A 20666-nucleotide genomic window follows, 5' to 3' on the forward strand; every position below is an offset into this window, starting at 1 on the left:
ATTTCGAGATGCGTTAGCCCTGAGGGGTTGGGGTGGGTCTTGAATTCAAGCTAAAAGTTGTCGCATAGGAAAACGGTGAGGTTGAACAACCCTTTACTCATACACCTGCACCGGAGCCAGCCCTTCGCTATAATCCCGTATCTCTAAGTAATAGGACTTAGGGCTAAACAGCAGAAATCCGCTGGTATCAATGTAAGAAAGCCCCCGATCAGTTGCTATGCGGGCGAGCCCATCGGTAAAAGCCCATGCGAGGTAGTAATGAGGCGAGGTGAGGATACTCCCATCAGGGCGGAGGTACCCCCAAAGCTCAAGGTCGCGATAAGCGGCGAGTCCTTGGCTAAAGGAGTGGATTTCGTCCAGTGGTCTTTGTAAGAGTTCATTTCCTTCTTGGTCCAGCAGTTGATACCGAGTAGTGTTGGCGGCCACCCAGCGGCCTTCACCAGCGTAGAAAAGCTGTTCGTATTGTGGTGTTACTTTCCATTCTCCTTTTTTGTTGATCAAACCCCAGCGTTCTTCTTCGGCTACAGCGGCCAAGCCTTCGTTGAAATCGCCAGCTTGGCGAAAACGTGCTGGAATGATCCATTTACCTTTTGGAGAAAGATAGCCGTAGCGGCCCTCTTTTCGGGCTCGGGCCAAGCCTTCCGCAAATGGTTTTACTTGTTCATATTGAAAACCAATTACGACTTTCCCCTGCTGGTCAATAATGCCATAATTACCATCCTTTTGGACGACCGCCTGCCCACTAGCAAAGGGGCCTGCTTTGGTAAACTGAGGCTCAATCACAATGCCCCCTTCTGGATTGAGGTAGCCGTATTGATTGCCCTGGCGAAAAGCCGCACGTTGATCTGTGAATTCCTTAAGTTCTTCATAGTCAGGAGGTATAGCCCATTCACCTTGTGTGTTGATGTAGCCAAATTTACCGCCATCGGCTTGTGCGCGTGCCCGCCCATTCGAGAAAGGCCACGCTGCTCTAAAACTTTTGTCTATAGCGTATTGCCCCGACTTATTGATGTAGTGCCAGCGGCCATCCTTGCGCACCAAAGCCAGTCCCGCTGAAAACGCACGAACCTCGTCAAAACTGTTGCGAATAACCAGCTCTCCATCACGATCAGCAAAGCCCCAGGTGTAAGGATTGTCCTCGTAGTCGGCAGCAGGGTCGGGTAGGGGAGCCACCTCTCCTTCGCTAGGTGCCGGATCGGCCTGGCAGGCACTCGCCATTATGACAATAAGCGGCAGAAAGAGTATTGAACGCCACATAAGAAACTATTTTTTAGAGAGCCGACTCAACGATTTCTGATTACACTTCGTCGAAGTGTAACTACTCGATGGGTCGTTGTGAAAAATCTCTGCGTCTCTGCGCCTCTACGTGAGGCACCCTATTCGGAACACGCGCTACTTTTTCTCTTCAAGATAAGCCTTGTAGCCTTTTGCCTCCAACTGGTCATATTTTACCGCCACGCCCGCAGCCATCGACTTCTTGTAGTCAATCAAACGCTGACGGATGACGGTGTCCTGTGCGCCCAAAATCTGAGCTGCCAAAATTCCTGCATTTTTAGCAGCATTTACGGCCACCGTTGCTACTGGTACGCCATTTGGCATCTGTAATATCGAAAGCATAGAATCCCACCCATCAATAGAGTTGGATGATTTGATTGGCACCCCAATCACGGGTAGCGGCGATAAAGAGGCCACCATGCCTGGCAAATGCGCGGCACCGCCAGCCCCGGCAATAATCACCTGAATGCCGCGCTCATGCGCACCTTGTGCAAACTCAAACATCCGCTCGGGTGTCCGGTGAGCCGAAACGATGGTCAATTCAAAGGCGAGCCCCAGCTCTTCCAGTACGTCGGCAGCTTGCCGCATGATCGGTAAATCCGAATCTGAACCCATTATTATGCTGATCATTGTGGATCGTTTTTTGTTTATGTTGTAACAGGTTTCGCGGACTTCAGTCCGCATGCGTTTTCACTACCCTGGACATGCGGACTAAAGCCCGCGGAACCTATTTTTTCCTCAATATTTGACACTCTATCCTCTACTTCAAAGGGCGATGCAATCGCCCCGAATCTCTCTATACCCCACATCGCAATACGGCCTTCACTTTCTCCGCTTTCTGCAATGCTTCCTGCGGATTGGCGGCCATAATGGTCACGTGGCCCATCTTGCGGAAGGGCCTGGTTTCTTTTTTGCCATATAAATGCACAAACACATCCGGTATACCCAGCACTTCGCCCATACCACGATAGTTGACCGGGCCACTAGCACCAGGCTCGCCAAGAATATTGAGCATTACGGCAGTTTGCAACAGTCGGGTATCCCCCAGTGGCAAGTTCAATACGCCCCGCAAATGTTGCTCAAACTGGCTGGTCAGGCAGCTCTCTATCGTATGGTGACCACTGTTATGAGGCCGTGGTGCTACTTCGTTAATCAGCAGTTCGCCGCTTTTGGTGAGAAATAGTTCTACGGCCAGCAGACCACTTAGCCCATAGGCTGCTGCCGTCTGCTCTGCCAATGCAATGGCTTTTTGCTCCAGTGCCTGAGTAATTTGAGCAGGGGCCAATAAGTAGTCAACCAAATTTGCAACCGGGTCAAAGGCCATTTCTACTACCGGAAACGACTTCATTTCTCCGTCGGCATTCCGGGCCACTACCACCCCCAATTCTTTATCTATATCCACAAGTTCTTCAATCAAGGCTGGGCCGGGGAGCAAGTTATTGGCCAGGTCATCGGCTGTTTTGATCACCGTTACGCCACGACCATCATAACCGCCCGTTCTGCTTTTTTGTACAAAGGGAAGTTGGATTTTTCCTTCCTTTACGGCTGCTCGAATCGCACCCTCATCTTCCAGCAGCATAAATGGCGAGCTAGGCAGTTGATGCTCCTCGTAAAACAGCTTTTGCGCGCCCTTGTCTTTGATAATGTCCAGCACACTGGGCGCAGGATGCACAATCACACCTTCCTTTACCAACTGATGCAAAGCCCCCGTATGCACATGCTCGATCTCAATGGTGAGCACATCCACCTGACGACCAAAGCGCAGGACATCTTCTTCTTTGCGAAAATCACCGGCCACAAACTTCGTGGCGTACGGGGCTGCTGGCACCGACTCATCCTTATCGAGTATCCAGTAGGGCAGGTGCCAGTTGGCCGCAGGCAGCGCCATCATTTTACCGAGTTGCCCACCTCCGAGGATACCCAATTTGGTTTCACCATTAAAAACTTTAGCAATAGAATCAGTCATGTCTAAATGTTAGCTTTTTGCGCAATACTTAGTATAATCAGGGGCCTCCCTGCGGGCGCTACGCTCCGTAGCTCTCTATTCGCTCGGCCCCAGCAAAGCTGGGTCTGCCCCTGCGGGCCACTACTGCACATCGCTAGGCCAGTAGGTTTCCCAAATCATAGAAGAGCCGCAAATTTACAAACCCAAAGGTGATTTTTGTCCACATAAGACTGTATTTTACACCAATGAAACAATCTCCCGCTATTTGGCAAGCTCGCCGCCAAGATCTTTTAGCCAGAATGCAGCAACCCGGAGCCAGTTGGCTCGGTTTTACGGAACCTACGCTCTGTGGCCGAGCAGGGGTACGCTTGCACGAAAAAGACCCCACCAGCGAGGAAGCTGAACAGGAAAGTACATCCGATTTGATCTTTACTAAGGCAGAATACGCTGCGGAGCAGGTGGCTTTGGGGATAGCCCAAGCAAGTGGTAAAATCCATTTGCCTCGCTTGGTGCAGTATGATTTAGCACACGTGGTTGAGGGGCTTCCTGAGACTAGAGCGCGAGCCTCAGAGGATCGGCAGCACAGTTTTTTACATCGCCAGCAAGCGGTGGAAGTGTTAATCGAACATCTGGTGGCCTATCACCAAGAGGGAGCGGTGCCTGTATTGGTCTGGCATGCCTTTCATCCGCTGCATGGCGACAAGAGCATCTACGAAATGCCGGGTGTTGATCCCTTTGCAGCTACCAAAGCCGAAGGAGAACGCGAGCTGCTGGAAGCTTTAGCAAAGCACATCCATTTACCCCCGGCAGCGTGGCCGGCCAGCCTCACGGATGAGCAACAGGAGGTTTTGCACACCATGCAAGCCAAGTTGCAACGCATTGCCGATTTTTCCAATGCCTTAGCGGAGGAAGGAATTACAGCTGTTTTTCGGCCCTATCACGAAGCGAATGGTCACTGGTTTTGGTGGGCCATTGATTGCTTTTCGGATACGCCTGCCGAAGCAGCTGAGTTGTTTTGGAAATTATGGAAAAATACGCGCACCTATCTGGAAGAAACCTGCGGCGTTTACAACCTGGTCTACGCCTGGTCGCCCAATATTGCTGGCAGCTGGTTCAAGGAAGACGCTGATTTAGTGAGCCTTTATGCCAGAGGAATCCATCCTGATGAGGTAGAAATACTTGGTATCGACTGCTATTCCAATAACCTGAGCGCCAAAAAGGAGGCACTATTGAGCCATCGCCGCGAGGTTTTGATGAAAGGCTTGGAAGTGATTGCCTCCCTGCGGCGAGCCTTCCCTGACAAGCCCGTCGGTTTCACGGAGTTGGGCCTCCGCTACCACGAATTATTAAAGGACGATGAACCCTCCGCTACAATGGGGCAGCCGACCCGTGGAGGTGGGACTTTGAATGAACCTTTCTTTAAGCGATTTTCAAAATTTGCAAATTACGCTCCTCAGTTTACCATCTTTTGGCGCAATGAGCCCCATTCTTTAGAGTTTCCGCTAGCAGGGATTTCTCCTGAAATGGAGGAGGAGGTGAGAGGGTTGTATACTTACTTTGAGACGGTGTAGAGGTGTAAAGGTTGGAAAAGTATAAGGGTGTAAACGTTGGTTATTCTTGCACCCCGCACGAAAAGTCGCACCCCGCACCGAAATCGGAAGTATTTAGCGCATTCCGCACTACAAAACCGGAAGAGGGAAGTCAAAGATTACCATTGGTATCAGTGCGAAAGGCGTAGCCTGTAGCTCTGCGCAGGGACGAGCAGGCCAAAGGATAGTAGGAAGCGATAGCGACCGGATAGCCTGGTGCCGCAGCGGTGTTTGCGGAGCAACACCACTGCCGGCATGGCCCCAAAAAACGTTAAAATTTCATCTCTTTCAAAATATATTTCGCAAAGCGTTAAAGTGCTGTTAAATAGCTGGCTGTAATAGCTTTTGGTACAATTTAATTGTCGATTTTAGGGGAGTTTAATTGATTTATAACTCTCAAAATGAATATTATGCGCAACGTTGCTCTACTCTTATTACTAACGCTTGCCTGCACTTCCTGCTATGTTTATCGCCCTTACGAGAACCAACTTGAGGGACAACTGACGGAAGTGCCGCTGGCTAAACAAGACAAAGAATTGGAATTGTTTTTCGCTGGCGAAAGCATGCCCGAAAAAGATTATTTGCGCCTGGGGATGCTCAAGGAGGCGCGCACCAGCTACAATACCAACTTGAAGTCGCTGCTTGATAGGTTGAAAACAAAGGCAGAGGAGATGGGGGCAGACGCGATCATCATTATGGGGGCGGGCGATACGGAAAGGGTACACTCTGTGGGGGAAGACAATACGTATTCCGTTCCTTCTGAAAACATGTGGGGCTTAGCGATCCGTTATCTGGATAATTTGCAATTTGAAGAAAATGTCCTTTCTCATTTGGAGGTTACAGGATTAGATGCTAACACAAAATCGGCAAACGGTGTGATAGATATAGCGCCTGATGGCAGCTTGGATGCCCCTGTAAGCGATAAGTGGATGCAGTATGTCTACAATCATTCTCTGGAATATTTAATGGAAAGTGAGCAGGACTGGCGCTTCACCAAGGTGCAGATAGGTACGCCCAGTAACTTGTATGATATTATTCGCGTGCAAAGTCAAGGAGTTGCTACAAAGGCCAAGGTCAGAATAAGTTATGATCGTTACGAATGGCCGACGGATTTGCGAATTACATACCTGAACCAAAGGCAGGTGAATGAAAATATGGTGCTCGTTTATGATGATCAAAACCGTATTGTTGAACGGCGATGGAAGGAGTATGGCGGCAAAAATATGGTGGTCACTCGATCTTACGATGCTGCTGGGTTGGTCACTCGAGAGGATTATTCTATGCAAAGGGGGGATTCGGAAATAGCGCGCTACTTGAGTGTTGATTATCACTATTTTACGGAAGAAGATTTGATGCAATTGCTTGAAAAAGAGCAGGTTGTTAGGGTGGGGTCGTGAGTTGGACTTACTTCAGTAATTTCTGTTAAAAGAAACCCTTCTCTGACAATTTTTGTGGTCAATCGAAAGTGAAAATGTTAAGCGACTGATAAGGAGCGTTATTTTTGCGCTCTTAATCCTCTTTTTATGCGCTCAGTTAGTTCTTTTTTTCTTTTGGAATTCAGTGGTCCAATCTTCCTTTTTCTGATTGGTATACTTGCCCCAATTGTTGGTCATGCCCAAGTTTGTGATGGTAGTTTTGGCGCGATCATCTTTTCTGAAGATTTTGGTAGTGGGCCTAATCCTGGCCCGGAACTCCCTGCTGGATCAACGACTTACACCTTTGGCTTAGGTGCTGGCGGTCGTTATTATGTCACCAATGACAGTGGACAAAATGGTACCCTTTGGCACAGCGCCCCCGATCATACGCCCGATGATACGGATGGGTACATGCTGCTCTTTGATGCTTCGGCTGACGCAGGCGTTTTTTTTCAGACGACGCTTGATGAACTGTGCCCCAATACGACTTATGTTTTTAGCTGCTTCGTTGCCAATATTGTAGTGCCCTCTGCTTGTGGTGGCGGTAGCCGCGAACCAGATCTTCGTTTTACCCTTGTTGATCCAGGTACAGGAGCAACATTGGAAACCGTAACGACGGGGAGTATTCCGGTGAGTGCGTCGCTGGAATGGAACGAATACGGGATCACCTTTCTTACCGGGCAGATGCAGACAAGTGTTCAGATTGTGGTAACCAACAATGCTCCCGGCGGTTGTGGCAATGATCTGGTGATCGACGATTTTAGTCTACGCCTTTGTAATCCTTTGACGGAGCAGGTATTTGATTTGTGTGACCTTCCTGGCGGTAATATTACAGTAGGAGGGAATACCTACAACGCTGCGGGTACCTACGAAGATCAGATTCCTTTGTTTAACTCTTGCAATGATAGTACCGTCATTACTACCCTTACGGGCGAAAATCCTGTCTTACCAACCATCAATTTTATCTTTTGTGCAGGAGATAGCGTGACGATAGATGGACAAGTGTATTTCAATAGCATCAATTTTGTTGATACCATTGATATGACAGGGCCTTGTCCGACGGTGCAGCCTTACCGTATTGTCAGTCAGGAGCCACAAACCATTGTCAATGATGTCTTTTTGTGTTTTGGTGATAGCCTCTTAGTAGGGCCAAGCATTTATACCGAGGCTGGTATGTACGTAGATAGCCTTTTGACTACAGCGGGCTGTGATAGTGTGGTCATCACCAATATCGAAACCGCAGGTATCGAGGTGCAACTCAATGTGAGCGACCTGACACTGGAGTTGGGAGAAACCATACCGCTGCAAGCAACGAGCAGTTTGAGTACTGATCCTGGGTTTTCCTGGTCGCCACCAGCAGCTTTTTCTTGTAGTGATTGCCCCAACCCCATCTTTCAACCCCTGCAAAGTGGCACCTATACGCTTACAGGGATCGATCAGCCCTCAGGCTGTACCGATAGCATTCTGTTTGAAGTAGAGGTGTTGCCGTGTATAAACGTTTTCGTTCCCAACGTTTTTAGTCCCAACCGGGACGGGGTAAACGATCGCTTTCAGGTATTTACCAAGCCCTGTTATTCCGGTATTCGAGAGATTCGCATCTTCGATCGCTGGGGCGGTTTGGTTTACGAGGCTTATGATCAGCCACTTAATTCATCACCCGGCCTTTGGGATGGTACCATTGCGGGGAAAGTAGCCCCGGCGGGCATTTATGTTTATACCATGACTTTGCAAGTGGTAGACGGTAGTACGCAGCAGCAAAATGGCGATGTGCTGGTGTTGTATTGAGGCAGAAAAATCACCTCACCACCACAAACTGCTCCTTCGCCAGCAGCTCACCAGCGGGGCCGCGCAACTGTAACCAATAATTACCCGCTTGCCAGCCGACCACGGGCAAGAGGTAAGTAGCATCGGCCATCCGAGCAGGGTGCTGATCGAGCAACTGACCTGCGGTGTTGTAGATCGTCCAGATACTACCAGCGGGCAACTCACCTGGCCCCAGATAAACGGAGAGTTGGTCGCGTACCGGATTGGGATAGAGCAGGAGCTTGAACCGAGGCCCATCTGGCTCCGTGACGGCGCTTACCAGTTCGCAGCCGGGCACCAGGCAGCCCCATTCATCGAGCTTGAGCAGCCAGCCTTGTTGACTGGCTAAAGTAGGGTGGGGGGTATAAGCTTCGCCAACCACAAAAAAGCCACCATCCGAGGTTTCTAGTAAGTCCCAGCAATCGTGGTACTCTGAAAGACTGTCTACCGTAGGATCAATGATGATGCGTGCCCAGAGGCTATCGCCATTGGCGGCTACCTTGGAGACCAGCCCTCCGTAGTCCCAGACATTGCCAGTTAGAGGGTCGGCATCGGGGTAGTACTGCAAACCAAAGCCAGCAGCTACGTAGCCGCTGTTGTCTGCTAGCCCGATGATGCGATGATAATAGTTGTTAGCATAGGGCACCTGACTACCAATCAAGGTGCGCCATTCTTCCTCCTGGTTGACATTGAGTTTCAGGATGCAGTGATCCCAGTAAATGATGCCATCTTCATCGTTGATCGGAAACTCTTCGCCGATGGCGGTGGCGATCACCAGCCCGCCGTCGGGCGCCAAGGTCATGTCCTGAATGCCCTGTTGCAGTTCGTTTTCATCTGATTGCCAAGTCCAGAGCAAATTGCCCAAGGTATCTACCGCCCAGAGTTTGCTCCGTACTATGTAGTTGTTCCAGGTACGGTTGTAGTTGTCTACCATACCACCCATTAACAAGGTGTTGCTGTCTTGTTGTTTGATGGTTAGTGCCCCCGTTCGCAAAAGAGGGTCCTCATAAACGTAGCCCCCCACTAGCTGGCCTTCTGTGTCATAAATGGCTAAAACAGCACCCCACCAGTTGTCACCTTCTCCGATGTAAGAATTGTTTCCGACTATGTATAGCTTATTATTGATGCTGATTAAATCATTATACCTGAAGAAATCAGCGGTATCACGAAAGTCTGGTTGTTCTATTTGCCACAAAGGTTCCCCGTCTACTGCATAGCTGATTAGGAGTGCACGAACAGAAACTCCGGGTTCTACGTTATAGCCAAGCTTATACATGCGGTCATCAATACGTGTTTCTTTAGCCCATGCTTCAACGTGACGGAGCGGGTTACGAACGATATTATGTGTCAGTTCATTACCGGCCTCATCAATGAGTACAGAAACAGTGGCTCCCAGGTAAGGTGCAATAGTGTCTGTAACTACCCCGGTCAGTAGGTAAGTAGAATCACTCACTTGTTCAATGCCCGTTATAACTACGGAGTTTAAGCCAAAATCGTAGCGCTTGGAAAAGGTGGATTGGGTGTGGGCGGGGTTGGTGAAAACGGTAAGTATAACCAGGATTAATAAGGATCGCATGGATAGTTTTTTATTAAAAGCCGCATACTCCTTAGGGATGGCGAAGGAGTATGCGGTTGATTGTTTAGCGGAAAAGCAGTAGCTTTTGGGGATGTTTCAGTAAACCTGGTGCGCGAAGATAAACGTAGTAGACACCTTCCAGGTTGTCAGGATACCATTGTGTCGTACTTTGTCCGGGCACTAGTCGTTTATTATAAATCTCTCTTCCATTCAAGTCTACTACGAGTAAATCGACGTAAGTAACCGCTTTGTCAGTCCATTCAATATCAAATTGAACGCGCCCACTGGCGGGGTTTGGGCTAATGTTTAAAGAGGTTTTTGATTCTAGGCCTTCAATTGTAGTCGTTTTAACAGCGATGTCCATTGCTGGATTAACCTGCCAAAAATCGTCATCATCTTGGATTAAAGCTTGCGTGCTGGCCCCTGCAAAAGGAGGTAGATGCAAGTAATGATAGCCATAAAACTGATTGAGGACTTGTCTTGATTGTGTTCTGGGAATACCTTTGCCATTGTCAGCCAGTAATGCGATGTTTATGACCTCATTAGGAAGCAGATTGTTCCAATCTCTACCCAGCGAGGCGGCAGCTGTTTGAATTTGTTTGATACTCAGGATTCCTGCGTATTCATTTTGCAGATGAGTGTCCGATAAGTCGGGAGTGTAACCATTGATAATAGCTTGGGCAGTAGTGAAGTTATCGTTCTCAAAGTGCCAGTCGGCCACGCCGTAGTTTGCCGTTCTTCCCCCTAAGTCATTGAAATAGCTAATCACCTCTGTTTCGGATACATTTTCGCCGGTGCGCATCGCTGCTCTTACCAGACGTTGGCCTTGAGACTGAAAATCGCCATAGGCTTGGGTAATGGCGTCACCCTGTTGAGTAGAGGAAGGATTAAAAGTGCCTCCTCCTCCTAAAAATTGTAAAAATTGGCCTCGACTATTTTCGAAATTATTGGCATAGGTTTCCTTATCTGTTTCGGAAGTGAAACCATCGTCATCTAATTCGCAGGAATTCAAAAACTGTGTGGTAAACCTGTTAACATTAACTACACTAACAGGATATTCAGATGAATTTGATTGGTAAGAATAATATCGAATAGCAGGTGGGGCGTTTCGGAAACTATAGCCAGAGGTTTGTCCTGATGTTCGGAAAGTGTTGCCGGCAGGCCTAGAGGAGTAGCCTTGGGAAATTGCTATTCGACTTTGGTCGGCCACGTAAAAATCGTAAAAATCTGCGACTAAGCTTCCTGAATTTGTATTGCAAAGGTATTGTAATCCACCAGGGGCTGTGGGGCTGAAATTGGTGTATGTATTGGCACCGAGCGCGTAATTACTATAGGTTAGGTTTTCAAAAACATTATTTTGAATCCGATGGTCTCCTGCACCAAGGTCATTGACAAAAACACCGAGCGTCGTGGGCATATCACCCTGCTGGTTAAGTGGCAATGCTTTAAAGTTGTTTTTTGAGAGTTTGAAATCAGTAGCACTCTGCATACTAATGCCAAACCCATTCCAGGCGGTGGTTCCAGGAGGGGTATTGTTATAAAATACGGGGGTTGTCTCGTATCCTCCGATCTCAAAGGTATTCCCCCGCATAACAGCAAAATTGACGGCCCGATTGACAATGCCACCGAAGCAATTCGTGAAAGTGGCTTCTTCAACAACAAAGTTTCTGATAGAGCTACTGTTTCCAGCTTCCACCCCTAGCCATAAATTGCTAAACAGGGTTTGATTGCCAGTAACTTCAAAATGGCTGTTAAAACTTTGAATGCCTCTACTTTGGAAATAACCAAAGTGACTAGGAAAAGTAGTAGTAGGTGTTCTTTGATCCAGAAACTGGCAATTGATATATTCTATACCTGACACTCCATTTAAAGAGTTAAATGTTTCTACACCATCATTATGGTCATTTGTTATAGAGAAAGTACTGTTCTCAAAAGTGCTACTATTAATCCAGTGCAATATAGGGATAGGGTGTTGGTAAGGGAAAAAGGCAACCCCGTATCGGCAATCCTTGATTTCACTGTCTGTCATGCGGATAACTCCTCCACCTTGAATAGAGGCACCCGTTCGTGCATATTCTACCAGCGCATCGTTTTCAAGAACGAGCCATCCCTGCTGGGTTCCGCTTTGGGAAGCAGCAGGATTACCTTCTACAATAATACCTTCCCAGTATCTTCCGCATGAAGGGGACGTAACGGTAATATGGCCATTGTCAATATTTAATCGACCTCCTTTTTTGACAAATATGCTACTATTGGGAGCCATGAGTACCTTGCATGAAATAGTGAGTTCTGCCCCAGAGGGAATGGTAATATCCCCCTCTACCAGTCGTGCAATATCCCAGGTTTGCTGGCCATTTATTATAATGTCCTGATTGTGGTCAAGTTCGTGAACCAGGTATTGGGTGTGACTGCCTCGAAGGAGCATTTGGTGCATTCTGGCAATTTGCAAGGGCGTGAAATTACGCTTTGCTTCTTTAGCATAACTCATTACATTATTATAGCAATTGGCGTCTTGATCAGGTCTACACCAAGGTGTTGGACAAGAAGCTGCGCAGGCTGAATTGCCATTAGCACAGTGAGGACATTGTAGATCTGGAAACCGAATAAATTCAGACTCAATCCATGAGTGTCCTAAATTTAAGGTATGACCTAATTCATGTAAAAGGTTGTATGCATGACGATATTGTATATCAGTAATGGGTTGATTAGGGCCTAGGGCTTGAACGTCATTCCAAAAACCATAATGAATATTGTAATGGCTTGGCCCAAAACCGCTTACGGTGAAGTTTTTGATGAAAAAGATATCAAAAACACAGTCCTTGTTGTCAACATAAGTGTCACTAAGGTAGGGGCTATTGTAAAATCCTCCGTTATTCCATCCATCTGAATCAATCACGAATTCAATATCTGTTGCAGGGTCATAAGCTAACTGAATACGGGAATCAGCAATGTGAGAAAGTCCAGATGGATCGCCTGGATACCCCACGGATACAGGGGAACCTAGTAGAGGTGGTCTGATGTCTGTCAGTAAATTATTCACAATGTCAATCAACCCTTGAAAATAAGCTCTGTCTTGCGGTGTGTCAGAGAAATTTTGTGGATCATTCAAAGCTTTTTCCATTACCCAAAGCTTCACTCTGATTTGCTTAACGGGGGTGTTCAGGTCAGGTTTGTATTGTTCGATAATTGCAGGAGCTACAGATGTGAAACAATCCTCCGTTGGAGAAAACCCTTGTGGGGTAGTTTGAGGATCAAGTTCATTGCCGCAGACAAACTCTTGTTGGGCTTGGAGGGTGAATGCTAGTATAAAGAATAGGTAAAATAAGAGGGGGGCAACTTTTGTGTTGAGGAGGAGAGATTTCATGCGCTAAGATTTTAGTAGAGAGAAAATTGTATTAAACGTTTTTAAAGATGCAATCTTAAAATCAATTTGCGAAAGGAATTCTAAAATTTAACTAAAAATGTTCAATTGTATTACGGATCGTAATGAAAACCATTCTGTACAATAATTACAATCCCAAAAACTTACCTTAAATTTAGGCCACACAATCCTACATCATCAATCGCCATCTTCATGAAAAGGGTCTTTCCATCGCTCCTAAAAGGAAGCAGTTTCATCTTGTTTTTAGCTGTGTTGTTTTTTTATTCCTGCGATGCTCCGAGTGAACCACCACGCGTGTTGATTTTTTCCAAAACGGCGGGTTATCGCCACGCCTCTATTCCCAAAGGCCAAGAGGCTATTCGTCAACTTGGCGAACAAAACGGTTTTCTGGTGGATACCACCGAAGATGCAGCGCTGATCAACGAAGAGAACTTGCAGCAATATGCAGCAGTTATTTTTCTAAGCACGACAGGTGATGTACTGGATGACAACCAGGAGGCCGACTTTCAACGATATATCCAGGCTGGCCGCGGGTTCGTGGGCATTCATGCTGCTACGGATACCGAGTACCATTGGGGGTGGTTCAACCGCTTGGTGGGCGCTCAGTTTGCCAGCCATCCAAAAATACAAGAGGCTCATATCACATGTGTGGACAGTACGCATGCCTCTACTCGTCACCTGCCGGAAGATTGGGTGCGGACAGACGAGTGGTACAATTTCAAAAACCTGTATCCAAAAATAAACGTCTTACTGAACCTGGACGAAACAACCTATTCAGGGGGCGAGAACGGTAAGGAACACCCCATCGCCTGGTACCATGAATACGATGGTGGCCGTGCCTGGTATACGGCGCTGGGCCATACTGATGAGAGCTATGAAGAAGAAGATTTCTTACAGCACTTATTGGGTGGTATTCAGTACGCCATTGGTAAAAACAAGCCCTATCAGCAAGGAAATATTACGGCACAGCGACGTCCTGAAGACAATAGGGTAGAGCGTACTATGCTCATCGAAGGCCAGTTGACCGAACCTACAGAATTTACCATCCTGCCCAACCTGGATATGTTGATCGTTGAGCGACGTGGTGGCATCCTACACTATTCAGCCAAAACAAATCAACTGCGGCCAATAGGTGAATTGGATGTTTATTTCAAAGCAGAAGTAGAGGGTGTGAACGCAGAAGAAGGCCTCATGGGCATCCAAGCTTCGCCGGATTTTGCGGAAACGGGGCACGTCTTTATGTATTATAGTCCAGCGGATGTTTCGGTCAATCGACTTTCCCGCTTTACCTTTCGTGGCGATAGTCTTGATTTTGCCACTGAAAAAATGATATTGGAGGTATCCTCTGACCGCAATATTTGCTGCCACACAGGTGGTTCTATCGCTTTTAGTGGTGATGGCAAATACTTATTTCTCTCTACGGGAGATAATTCTACCCCTTTTGATGAAAGCGGCCAGCGATTTGTCAACAAAGGCTACGCTCCGCTGGATGAACGCCCAGGGCACGAGCCCTATGATGCGCGAAGAAGCTCTGGGAATACCAATGACCTACGAGGCAAAATCCTGCGGATTGAGGTTCAAGCCGATGGTAGCTATATCATTCCCTCAGGTAATCTCTTTCCGGAAGGAACCCCGAAAACACGTCCGGAAATTTACGTGATGGGTAATCGAAACCCTTACCGAATTTCGGTAGATGCCAAGAATGGCAATCTCTACTGGGGGGAAGTAGGCCCGGATGCCCGCATAGACAATACAGAGACCAGAGGGCCGCGTGGGTATGATGAAGTAAACCAGGCAAAAGCGGCTGGGTTCTTTGGCTGGCCCCTGTTTGTGGGGAATAACTATGCTTACCACCAATACAATTATCATAATGGAGTCACAGGTGTCGCTTATGATCCGAAAGCACCCATCAATGATTCTCGAAACAATACGGGTTTGCAGGAATTGCCGCCCGCGCAGCCTGCCTTTATATGGTATCCTTACGCAGAATCTGATGAGTTTCCTGCCGTAGGGAGTGGTGGGCGCAATGCGATGGCAGGGCCGGTGTATTATCCCGATTTGTATCCAGAAGCTACTCGCTATCCTGATTATTACAAGGGGAAACTCTTTATCTACGACTGGATTCGGAATTGGATACTCCTAACCAGTATGCACGAAGATGGCAGCCTTGATAAATTGGAGCCATTTCTACCAGAAGAAACATTTAATAATATCATAGACATGGAAGTGGGCCCAGATGGCCGAATTTACCTGTTGGAGTATGGCAGTGGATGGTTTTCGAGAAATCCAGATGCTGGGATTTCAAGAATTGATTTCTATGCGGGTAATCGCCCACCACAGATAGATTCCATCTTTGTCAATAAATTATCAGGAAAGCTTCCTTTTGCTTTAGAGGCGGAGTTGCTGGTTTCTGATCCAGAGGGGCAGTCATTGAGTTATGAGTGGCAGGTAGGGTACGAGGTTTACGAAACGACGGAGCCCCGTTTGGCACTAACGCTTGAAGAGGAGGGGAATTATCAGGTTAGCTGCCGGGTAAAAGATGCGGAGAGAGCATTGCGCAAAAGCGAAACCCTGCTGGTCTACGCTGGTAATGAAGCGCCTACTGTAGAGGTTTTTGTAGAAGGTAATCAGGATATCTATTTTAAAGGAGAGCCGATTACTTACCGAGTAGCTGTTGCCGATGACGATACGGTGATCAACGAGAACCTGATGGTACAAACCAAATATACCCAGGACGTCAAAATTGCCGGTGGCCACTTACAAGGCTTGGGCGATAAGGTAGGAGAGAGCATTATTGCGAGCCTGGATTGTGCTTCCTGTCATAAAGAACGAGAAAAATCAATTGGTCCAAGCTATCAGCAAATAGCAAATCGCTACCGAGACGAACAAACAGCAACAGCCTACCTGAGCGAAAAGATCATCAGAGGGGGAGGAGGTGTATGGGGAGAAGCGGCTATGGCGCCGCATCCTACGATTTCTCCTTCGGAGGCAGCACTGATCGTTGAGTGGATTATGTCCGTAGATGCCCCAGCCTCTACGGTGGCTTCCTTGCCAGCCAATGGTACTATTATTGGTGGGAACCCTACCTCTTGGGAATCAACGCTGCAATTGTGGGCCACCTATACAGATGTGCCACAGGAGGGCATCAAACCATTGACGACGAGCGTCGCCAAAGTACTGCGTGACAACTACTTCAACGTTAATGAATGGGATCAGGGCGAAGGTTTCCGCAAAGGTGATTGGAAAGAAATAGAAGTATGGGAACTGTTGCCGCAAGATGGATGGCTAAAAATACCTGGTTTTGATTTGACGAGCGTGGAGAAGGTTGGCTTGGACCTGTTTGTCAGCGATTCTTCGCCTTTGAATTATAGTTTTGAGCTAAGGTCTGGATCACCAGAGGGGCCTGTGCTCGCCAGCTGGAAGGATGACGGGAGTGGCCGGAAGAATGATCGTCTCCATTTAGAAAGCCTGCTTGATAAGGAGGTGAAGGTAGCTACTGATGAGCCATTTTACCTGGTGTCTAAAATATTAGCAGCGGGAGATTCAAATATTAGGGTTGCATTTGGCGGGGTAGGAGTGATGAGCGGGAATTGAATCACCAAGAACACCAAATGTTTTTGAACCATATGAGGAAATATTAGGGATTATAAGGGGGAAGGCTAGTTAGGGTGAATTCACGAATTTACCCTAGCTGGTTTGGGCAAAGAACAAGTCTAATCTGTGCGGAACGGGCAGGTATCAAGAATAAAATTTCAATTATGGAACAGATACGCGTGACCTCCTTGGGCTGGATATTAGTTTTAATGGTATTAGTCGGTTGCCAATCAATTGAAGAACTTTTCCAGGCAGGGGAGTACGAGAAGGCTTTCAATGCTGCTGATCGACGATTGGGACAAAAGCCCCAAGAAGAGAAAACGCTGGTCTTGTTGGAGCAATCCCTTGAGGCGTTGATCACCGCCCAACAGGAACAATTTGCAACCTTGAGTGGTGAATCGGAACCTGCACAATGGGAAAAAGCACTGGATGCCGTGGCCAGCATGGACAAATATTTGACAAAAGCCCGTGCACATCTTCCAGATGTATATCTAGAGGAACAAGCGCAATGGTGGAAGGATGCTCTGGCGTTGGAGGAAGAGCTTTATTATCATTATTTGGCCTTAGGAAAAAACCAGCTAAAACAGAGTTTGGCAGAGGATAATCCAAGGGTAGGACAAAATGCATACTTCAATTTAAGGAGAGTAATTCGTTACCAGAAAGATCATTTTGAAGAAGTAGACAGTTTGCAAAATTATTTATCAGAAGCTCAGCAAGCAGGAACCATCTATTATAAGGTGGCCATAAATGGTGGCTTCAATATTGGTTTGAGGATGAAAGTAGAGCAGGCTTTCATGGATTTGAATAGGAAAGGGGGCCTGTTTATTGATGTAGAAGAGGTCTTTATTGCCACTGGTGGCGATTGTGCAATAGATATTAATTTTGGAGAATTTGAAGCAAATTCCCGCGAATCCAGTAGCAAAAAGGATTTCGAGGAACGCCTCATTATCGATTATCTAGTGCAGACCGATACCTCTGGTAATGAATTTGAAGAGCCCGTTTACGCAGATGTTACGGGAACGGTGGAGACCGTAACCAGTACTAAAATTGGTAGCTGGGAAGTGAGAGTGGATGTGCGTCGGAGTACGGCCAATTGCCATATTTTTAGTGAACGCTACCGTGAGGAGGTGACCTCTACCATAGAATATTACCGTTTGAGCGGTGATGAACGGGCGATTCCTGATCGTTTTAAAAGAAACTCTTTTAAAGAAGAGCACACCAGTGATGAAGACTTGGCCGAAGAAGCCTTGGATAACCTGGTGCAGTCGATTTACCGGGGTTATTTCAATGGATGATTTAAACCGCCAAGGAGACAAAGGTTTTTTTGAACCATACGAGGGAATATAAGGGCTTATAAAGCCCAAACCAGCCAGGGGGAATTCACAATTTGACCTCGGCTGAATTAGTTGTGGAAAACTTGTGTCACAGAAAAGCAAAATTATACCTACCTTCGCCGATGCACAAAACAGCAAAACAGCTGTTAGTTTTTCATGAGAGCATACCACCAACTACTCCAGCATATTTTAGAGAATGGTACCGATAAAGGTGATCGCACTGGTACCGGTACTAGGAGTGTTTTTGGTTATCAGTTTCGTTGCAATCTCAGCGAAGGCTTTCCTCTCCTCACCACCAAGAAGGTTCATTTCAAAAGTATTGTCCACGAATTGCTCTGGTTCCTCCAGGGGGATACCAATATTGCATACCTCGTACGTAATGGTGTCAATATTTGGAATGAATGGCCTTTTCAGCATTACCTTTCAGAAAACGGATTAGCAGACAAATACAGTCGGCATAGTTTGGAATGGAAGACGGCACTGAAAGAATTTGTGAGTAAAGTGAAAGAAGATGATGCTTTCGCGGCTACGTGGGGCGAGTTAGGTCCGGTATATGGCAAGCAGTGGCGCGATTTTGGTGGCGTAGATCAGATAACGGAGGTTATTGCAGCGATCAAGCGCAACCCCAATTCACGTCGACACCTTGTCTCAGCTTGGAACCCGCCGGATATTCCCGGTATGGTCAAAGCGGGTTTACCACCTTGTCATTCCTTGTTTCAGTTTTATGTGGCAGAAGGCCGTTTGTCCTGCCAGCTGTACCAGCGATCAGCAGATGTTTTCTTGGGGGTACCTTTTAATATCGCCAGCTATGCTTTGTTGACGCACATGTTTGCACAGGTATGTGATTTGGAGGTCGGGGACTTTGTCCACACTTTTGGAGATGCACACCTATATAATAATCACCTTGAACAGACGAAATTGCAGTTAAGCAGAGCAATTCGTCCTTTACCTGAGTTGAAATTGAATCCGGAGATCAAAAATATTTTTGACTTCTCCTATGATGATATCCAGTTGAAAAACTATGATCCTCATCCAGGCATCAAAGCTGCAATTGCGGTTTGATATCAGGAGAGGCTTGTTAGTCAGCGAATTAAATGATCTTTTTGCAAATATTATAGATGACAACGGTCGTCTGCCCGAAAATTCTGTGGAATGGCCAAACCAGGCCTGTTGTTTAGAATTTATCTAAATAGAGCAGTTGTTTTGCAATTAGTTTGTTAAAGAAATGTCACAAAATTATCTTTGCCCCGATTTCAGGCAGCTGGAATTTTTGTGTTTGAATAGAAAAAGTAATAAAGGTCACTACCGATGACGTATAAGTCTTTGACACACCGCTTTTTACTCCTTCTTGGTTTCGTACTGAGCAGCCTCGGCATGTTTGGTCAAGACCTCGATGCAGGTAAAACGATATTCCGTAACAATTGTGCGGCTTGCCACGCTGGCGATATGAAAACCAAACTTACTGGTCCTGCCCTAGGCGGAGCGGCAGAACGTTGGGTCGATCATGGCGGCGATGAAGCACTATATTCTTGGATTCGTAACTCGCAGGCGATGATCGACGGCGGGGAAAACGAATACGCAACTCAGTTGTGGGCAGAATGGGGCCCTACCGTAATGAACCCTTTCCTCAATCTTTCTGATGATGATATCGCCAATACATTGGCTTATATCCAGGGAGTTTATGATGGTTCTTATGGACCGAAGGTTGATCCAAATGAAGGTCCAGCAGTAGCTGAAGTAGAAACTGACAATACCTGGATGTTCGTCGGTCTGGCAGCATTGCTCGGCTTGTTGGCAGTCGTGCTAGCACGGGTAGTTTCTAACCTTAACTATATGATTAAGGTAAAGGAAACAGGTGCAGCAGTACAGCGTCGCACGCTGATGGAAGTATTGACGAGCCGAGGTGTTATCGCTTTCGTGATTTTTGCACTGGTAGTACTTGGTGGTTATACTACGGTAAATAACGCCATTGCCTTGGGGCGCCAGCAAGGGTACGAACCAACACAGCCTATCAAGTTCTCGCATGAAACCCACGCGGGTATTCAGGAGATTGATTGTCAGTTTTGTCACGATGGTGCTCGCCGTTCTAAGCATTCTGTCATTCCTGCAGCCAATACCTGTATGAATTGTCACAGAGCCATTAAGAATGGTTCTAAATATGGAACTGCCGAGTTGACTAAAATCTATGCTTCTATAGGTTATGATCCGAGATCAGATAGTTATATCGAGAACTATGACCAATTGGAGCGCAGCGAGATCGAGACAATCTACAAAAAGTGGATCGCTGATCAGTATGTGCAGGAGACCGGTGGCATGGATGATGAAGGAGAAGACCAAATCGAAGAGCAGTGGGAAGGTATCGTTAGTGCCTTGACCAGCGAAGATTTGGATGATGATAAAATTGCTGGTCCTATTAACTGGGTACGTATTCACAACTTGCCTGATCACGCTTACTTCAACCATGCACAGCACGTGTCGGTAGGTAAGGTAGAGTGTCAGACTTGTCACGGCCCTGTACAAGAGATGGAAAAGGTTTACCAGTGGTCACCTTTATCTATGGGTTGGTGTATCAACTGTCACCGCCAGACGGAAGTGCAGTTTGCGGGTAACGAGTACTACCAAGCGTACGAAAATTACCACGAGGAAATTCAGGCCGGAACACGGGACAAAGTTACCGTGGAAGACATCGGTGGTCTGGAGTGCCAGAAATGCCATTATTAAGAACAGCAATCAAGAGACAGACAAATCAGCAT

12 protein-coding genes are annotated in these 20666 nt (G+C 47.0%); 7 read left to right on the forward strand and 5 right to left on the reverse strand.

Features of this window, described 5'->3' with window-relative positions; translation table 11 throughout:
* Window positions 1-93: 93 nt before the first annotated feature.
* The 3 genes from ACRBG0_RS18745 to ACRBG0_RS18755 all read right to left on the reverse strand — a co-directional run bounded on the left by ACRBG0_RS18745 (window position 94) and on the right by ACRBG0_RS18755 (window position 3241).
* Window positions 94-1257, reverse strand: coding sequence for a WG repeat-containing protein (locus ACRBG0_RS18745; RefSeq protein WP_431488390.1), 1164 nt, complete (start codon window positions 1255-1257; stop codon window positions 94-96).
* 135 nt (window positions 1258-1392) lie between these two features.
* Entirely contained in the window at window positions 1393-1905 is a 513-nt protein-coding gene (gene purE, locus ACRBG0_RS18750; RefSeq protein ID WP_431488391.1) for a 5-(carboxyamino)imidazole ribonucleotide mutase, read from the reverse strand.
* 166 nt (window positions 1906-2071) lie between these two features.
* Entirely contained in the window at window positions 2072-3241 is a 1170-nt protein-coding gene (locus ACRBG0_RS18755; RefSeq protein ID WP_431488392.1) for a 5-(carboxyamino)imidazole ribonucleotide synthase, read from the reverse strand.
* A gap of 224 nt (window positions 3242-3465) precedes the next feature.
* On the opposite strand from ACRBG0_RS18755, the gene ACRBG0_RS18760 reads away from it, so the two are divergent.
* The 3 genes from ACRBG0_RS18760 to ACRBG0_RS18770 all read left to right on the forward strand — a co-directional run bounded on the left by ACRBG0_RS18760 (window position 3466) and on the right by ACRBG0_RS18770 (window position 8009).
* Window positions 3466-4791, forward strand: coding sequence for a glycosyl hydrolase (locus ACRBG0_RS18760; protein WP_431488393.1), 1326 nt, complete (start codon window positions 3466-3468; stop codon window positions 4789-4791).
* 428 nt (window positions 4792-5219) lie between these two features.
* Window positions 5220-6206, forward strand: coding sequence for a hypothetical protein (locus ACRBG0_RS18765; RefSeq protein ID WP_431488394.1), 987 nt, complete (start codon window positions 5220-5222; stop codon window positions 6204-6206).
* Between the two features lie 126 nt (window positions 6207-6332).
* Window positions 6333-8009 (forward strand): gliding motility-associated C-terminal domain-containing protein, encoded by a 1677-nt coding sequence (locus ACRBG0_RS18770; protein WP_431488395.1) that lies wholly within the window; start codon window positions 6333-6335, stop codon window positions 8007-8009.
* 10 nt (window positions 8010-8019) lie between these two features.
* Here the strand turns inward: ACRBG0_RS18770 and ACRBG0_RS18775 are convergent, their stop codons facing one another.
* Entirely contained in the window at window positions 8020-9603 is a 1584-nt protein-coding gene (locus ACRBG0_RS18775) for a hypothetical protein (RefSeq protein ID WP_431488396.1), read from the reverse strand.
* Window positions 9604-9667: 64 nt separating this feature from the next.
* The gene (locus ACRBG0_RS18780) at window positions 9668-12967 is read right to left on the reverse strand and encodes a hypothetical protein (RefSeq protein ID WP_431488397.1); all 3300 of its coding nucleotides are present in this window, start codon (window positions 12965-12967) and stop codon (window positions 9668-9670) included.
* 210 nt (window positions 12968-13177) lie between these two features.
* Between ACRBG0_RS18780 and ACRBG0_RS18785 the strand changes: the two genes are divergently transcribed.
* From ACRBG0_RS18785 to ACRBG0_RS18800, 4 genes are all read left to right on the forward strand, one after another.
* Window positions 13178-16579 carry a ThuA domain-containing protein gene (locus ACRBG0_RS18785; protein WP_431488398.1) on the forward strand — a complete coding sequence of 1134 codons (3402 nt, stop codon included), beginning with the start codon at window positions 13178-13180 and terminating at the stop codon, window positions 16577-16579.
* A 164-nt stretch (window positions 16580-16743) separates the two neighbouring features.
* The gene (locus tag ACRBG0_RS18790) at window positions 16744-17874 is read left to right on the forward strand and encodes a hypothetical protein (RefSeq protein ID WP_431488399.1); all 1131 of its coding nucleotides are present in this window, start codon (window positions 16744-16746) and stop codon (window positions 17872-17874) included.
* A 195-nt stretch (window positions 17875-18069) separates the two neighbouring features.
* On the forward strand, window positions 18070-18975 hold the full coding sequence (gene thyA / locus ACRBG0_RS18795; RefSeq protein ID WP_431488400.1) for a thymidylate synthase: 906 nt from the start codon (window positions 18070-18072) through the stop codon (window positions 18973-18975).
* Window positions 18976-19221: 246 nt separating this feature from the next.
* The gene (locus ACRBG0_RS18800) at window positions 19222-20634 is read left to right on the forward strand and encodes a c-type cytochrome (protein WP_431488401.1); all 1413 of its coding nucleotides are present in this window, start codon (window positions 19222-19224) and stop codon (window positions 20632-20634) included.
* Window positions 20635-20666 lie beyond the last annotated feature (32 nt).

Origin of the sequence: Lewinella sp. (genome assembly GCF_050633125.1) — a bacterium.
Taxonomy (GTDB): Bacteria; Bacteroidota; Bacteroidia; order Chitinophagales; family Saprospiraceae; genus Lewinella.

Coding starts and splice junctions, on each gene's coding strand:
- ACRBG0_RS18745 (WP_431488390.1), bottom strand. CDS start 1,257: ATGTGGCGTTCAATACTCTTTCTGCCGCTTATTGTCATAATGGCGAGT.
- purE (WP_431488391.1), bottom strand. CDS start 1,905: ATGATCAGCATAATAATGGGTTCAGATTCGGATTTACCGATCATGCGG.
- ACRBG0_RS18755 (WP_431488392.1), bottom strand. CDS start 3,241: ATGACTGATTCTATTGCTAAAGTTTTTAATGGTGAAACCAAATTGGGT.
- ACRBG0_RS18760 (WP_431488393.1), top strand. CDS start 3,466: ATGAAACAATCTCCCGCTATTTGGCAAGCTCGCCGCCAAGATCTTTTA.
- ACRBG0_RS18765 (WP_431488394.1), top strand. CDS start 5,220: ATGCGCAACGTTGCTCTACTCTTATTACTAACGCTTGCCTGCACTTCC.
- ACRBG0_RS18770 (WP_431488395.1), top strand. CDS start 6,333: ATGCGCTCAGTTAGTTCTTTTTTTCTTTTGGAATTCAGTGGTCCAATC.
- ACRBG0_RS18775 (WP_431488396.1), bottom strand. CDS start 9,603: ATGCGATCCTTATTAATCCTGGTTATACTTACCGTTTTCACCAACCCC.
- ACRBG0_RS18780 (WP_431488397.1), bottom strand. CDS start 12,967: ATGAAATCTCTCCTCCTCAACACAAAAGTTGCCCCCCTCTTATTTTAC.
- ACRBG0_RS18785 (WP_431488398.1), top strand. CDS start 13,178: ATGAAAAGGGTCTTTCCATCGCTCCTAAAAGGAAGCAGTTTCATCTTG.
- ACRBG0_RS18790 (WP_431488399.1), top strand. CDS start 16,744: ATGGAACAGATACGCGTGACCTCCTTGGGCTGGATATTAGTTTTAATG.
- thyA (WP_431488400.1), top strand. CDS start 18,070: ATGAGAGCATACCACCAACTACTCCAGCATATTTTAGAGAATGGTACC.
- ACRBG0_RS18800 (WP_431488401.1), top strand. CDS start 19,222: ATGACGTATAAGTCTTTGACACACCGCTTTTTACTCCTTCTTGGTTTC.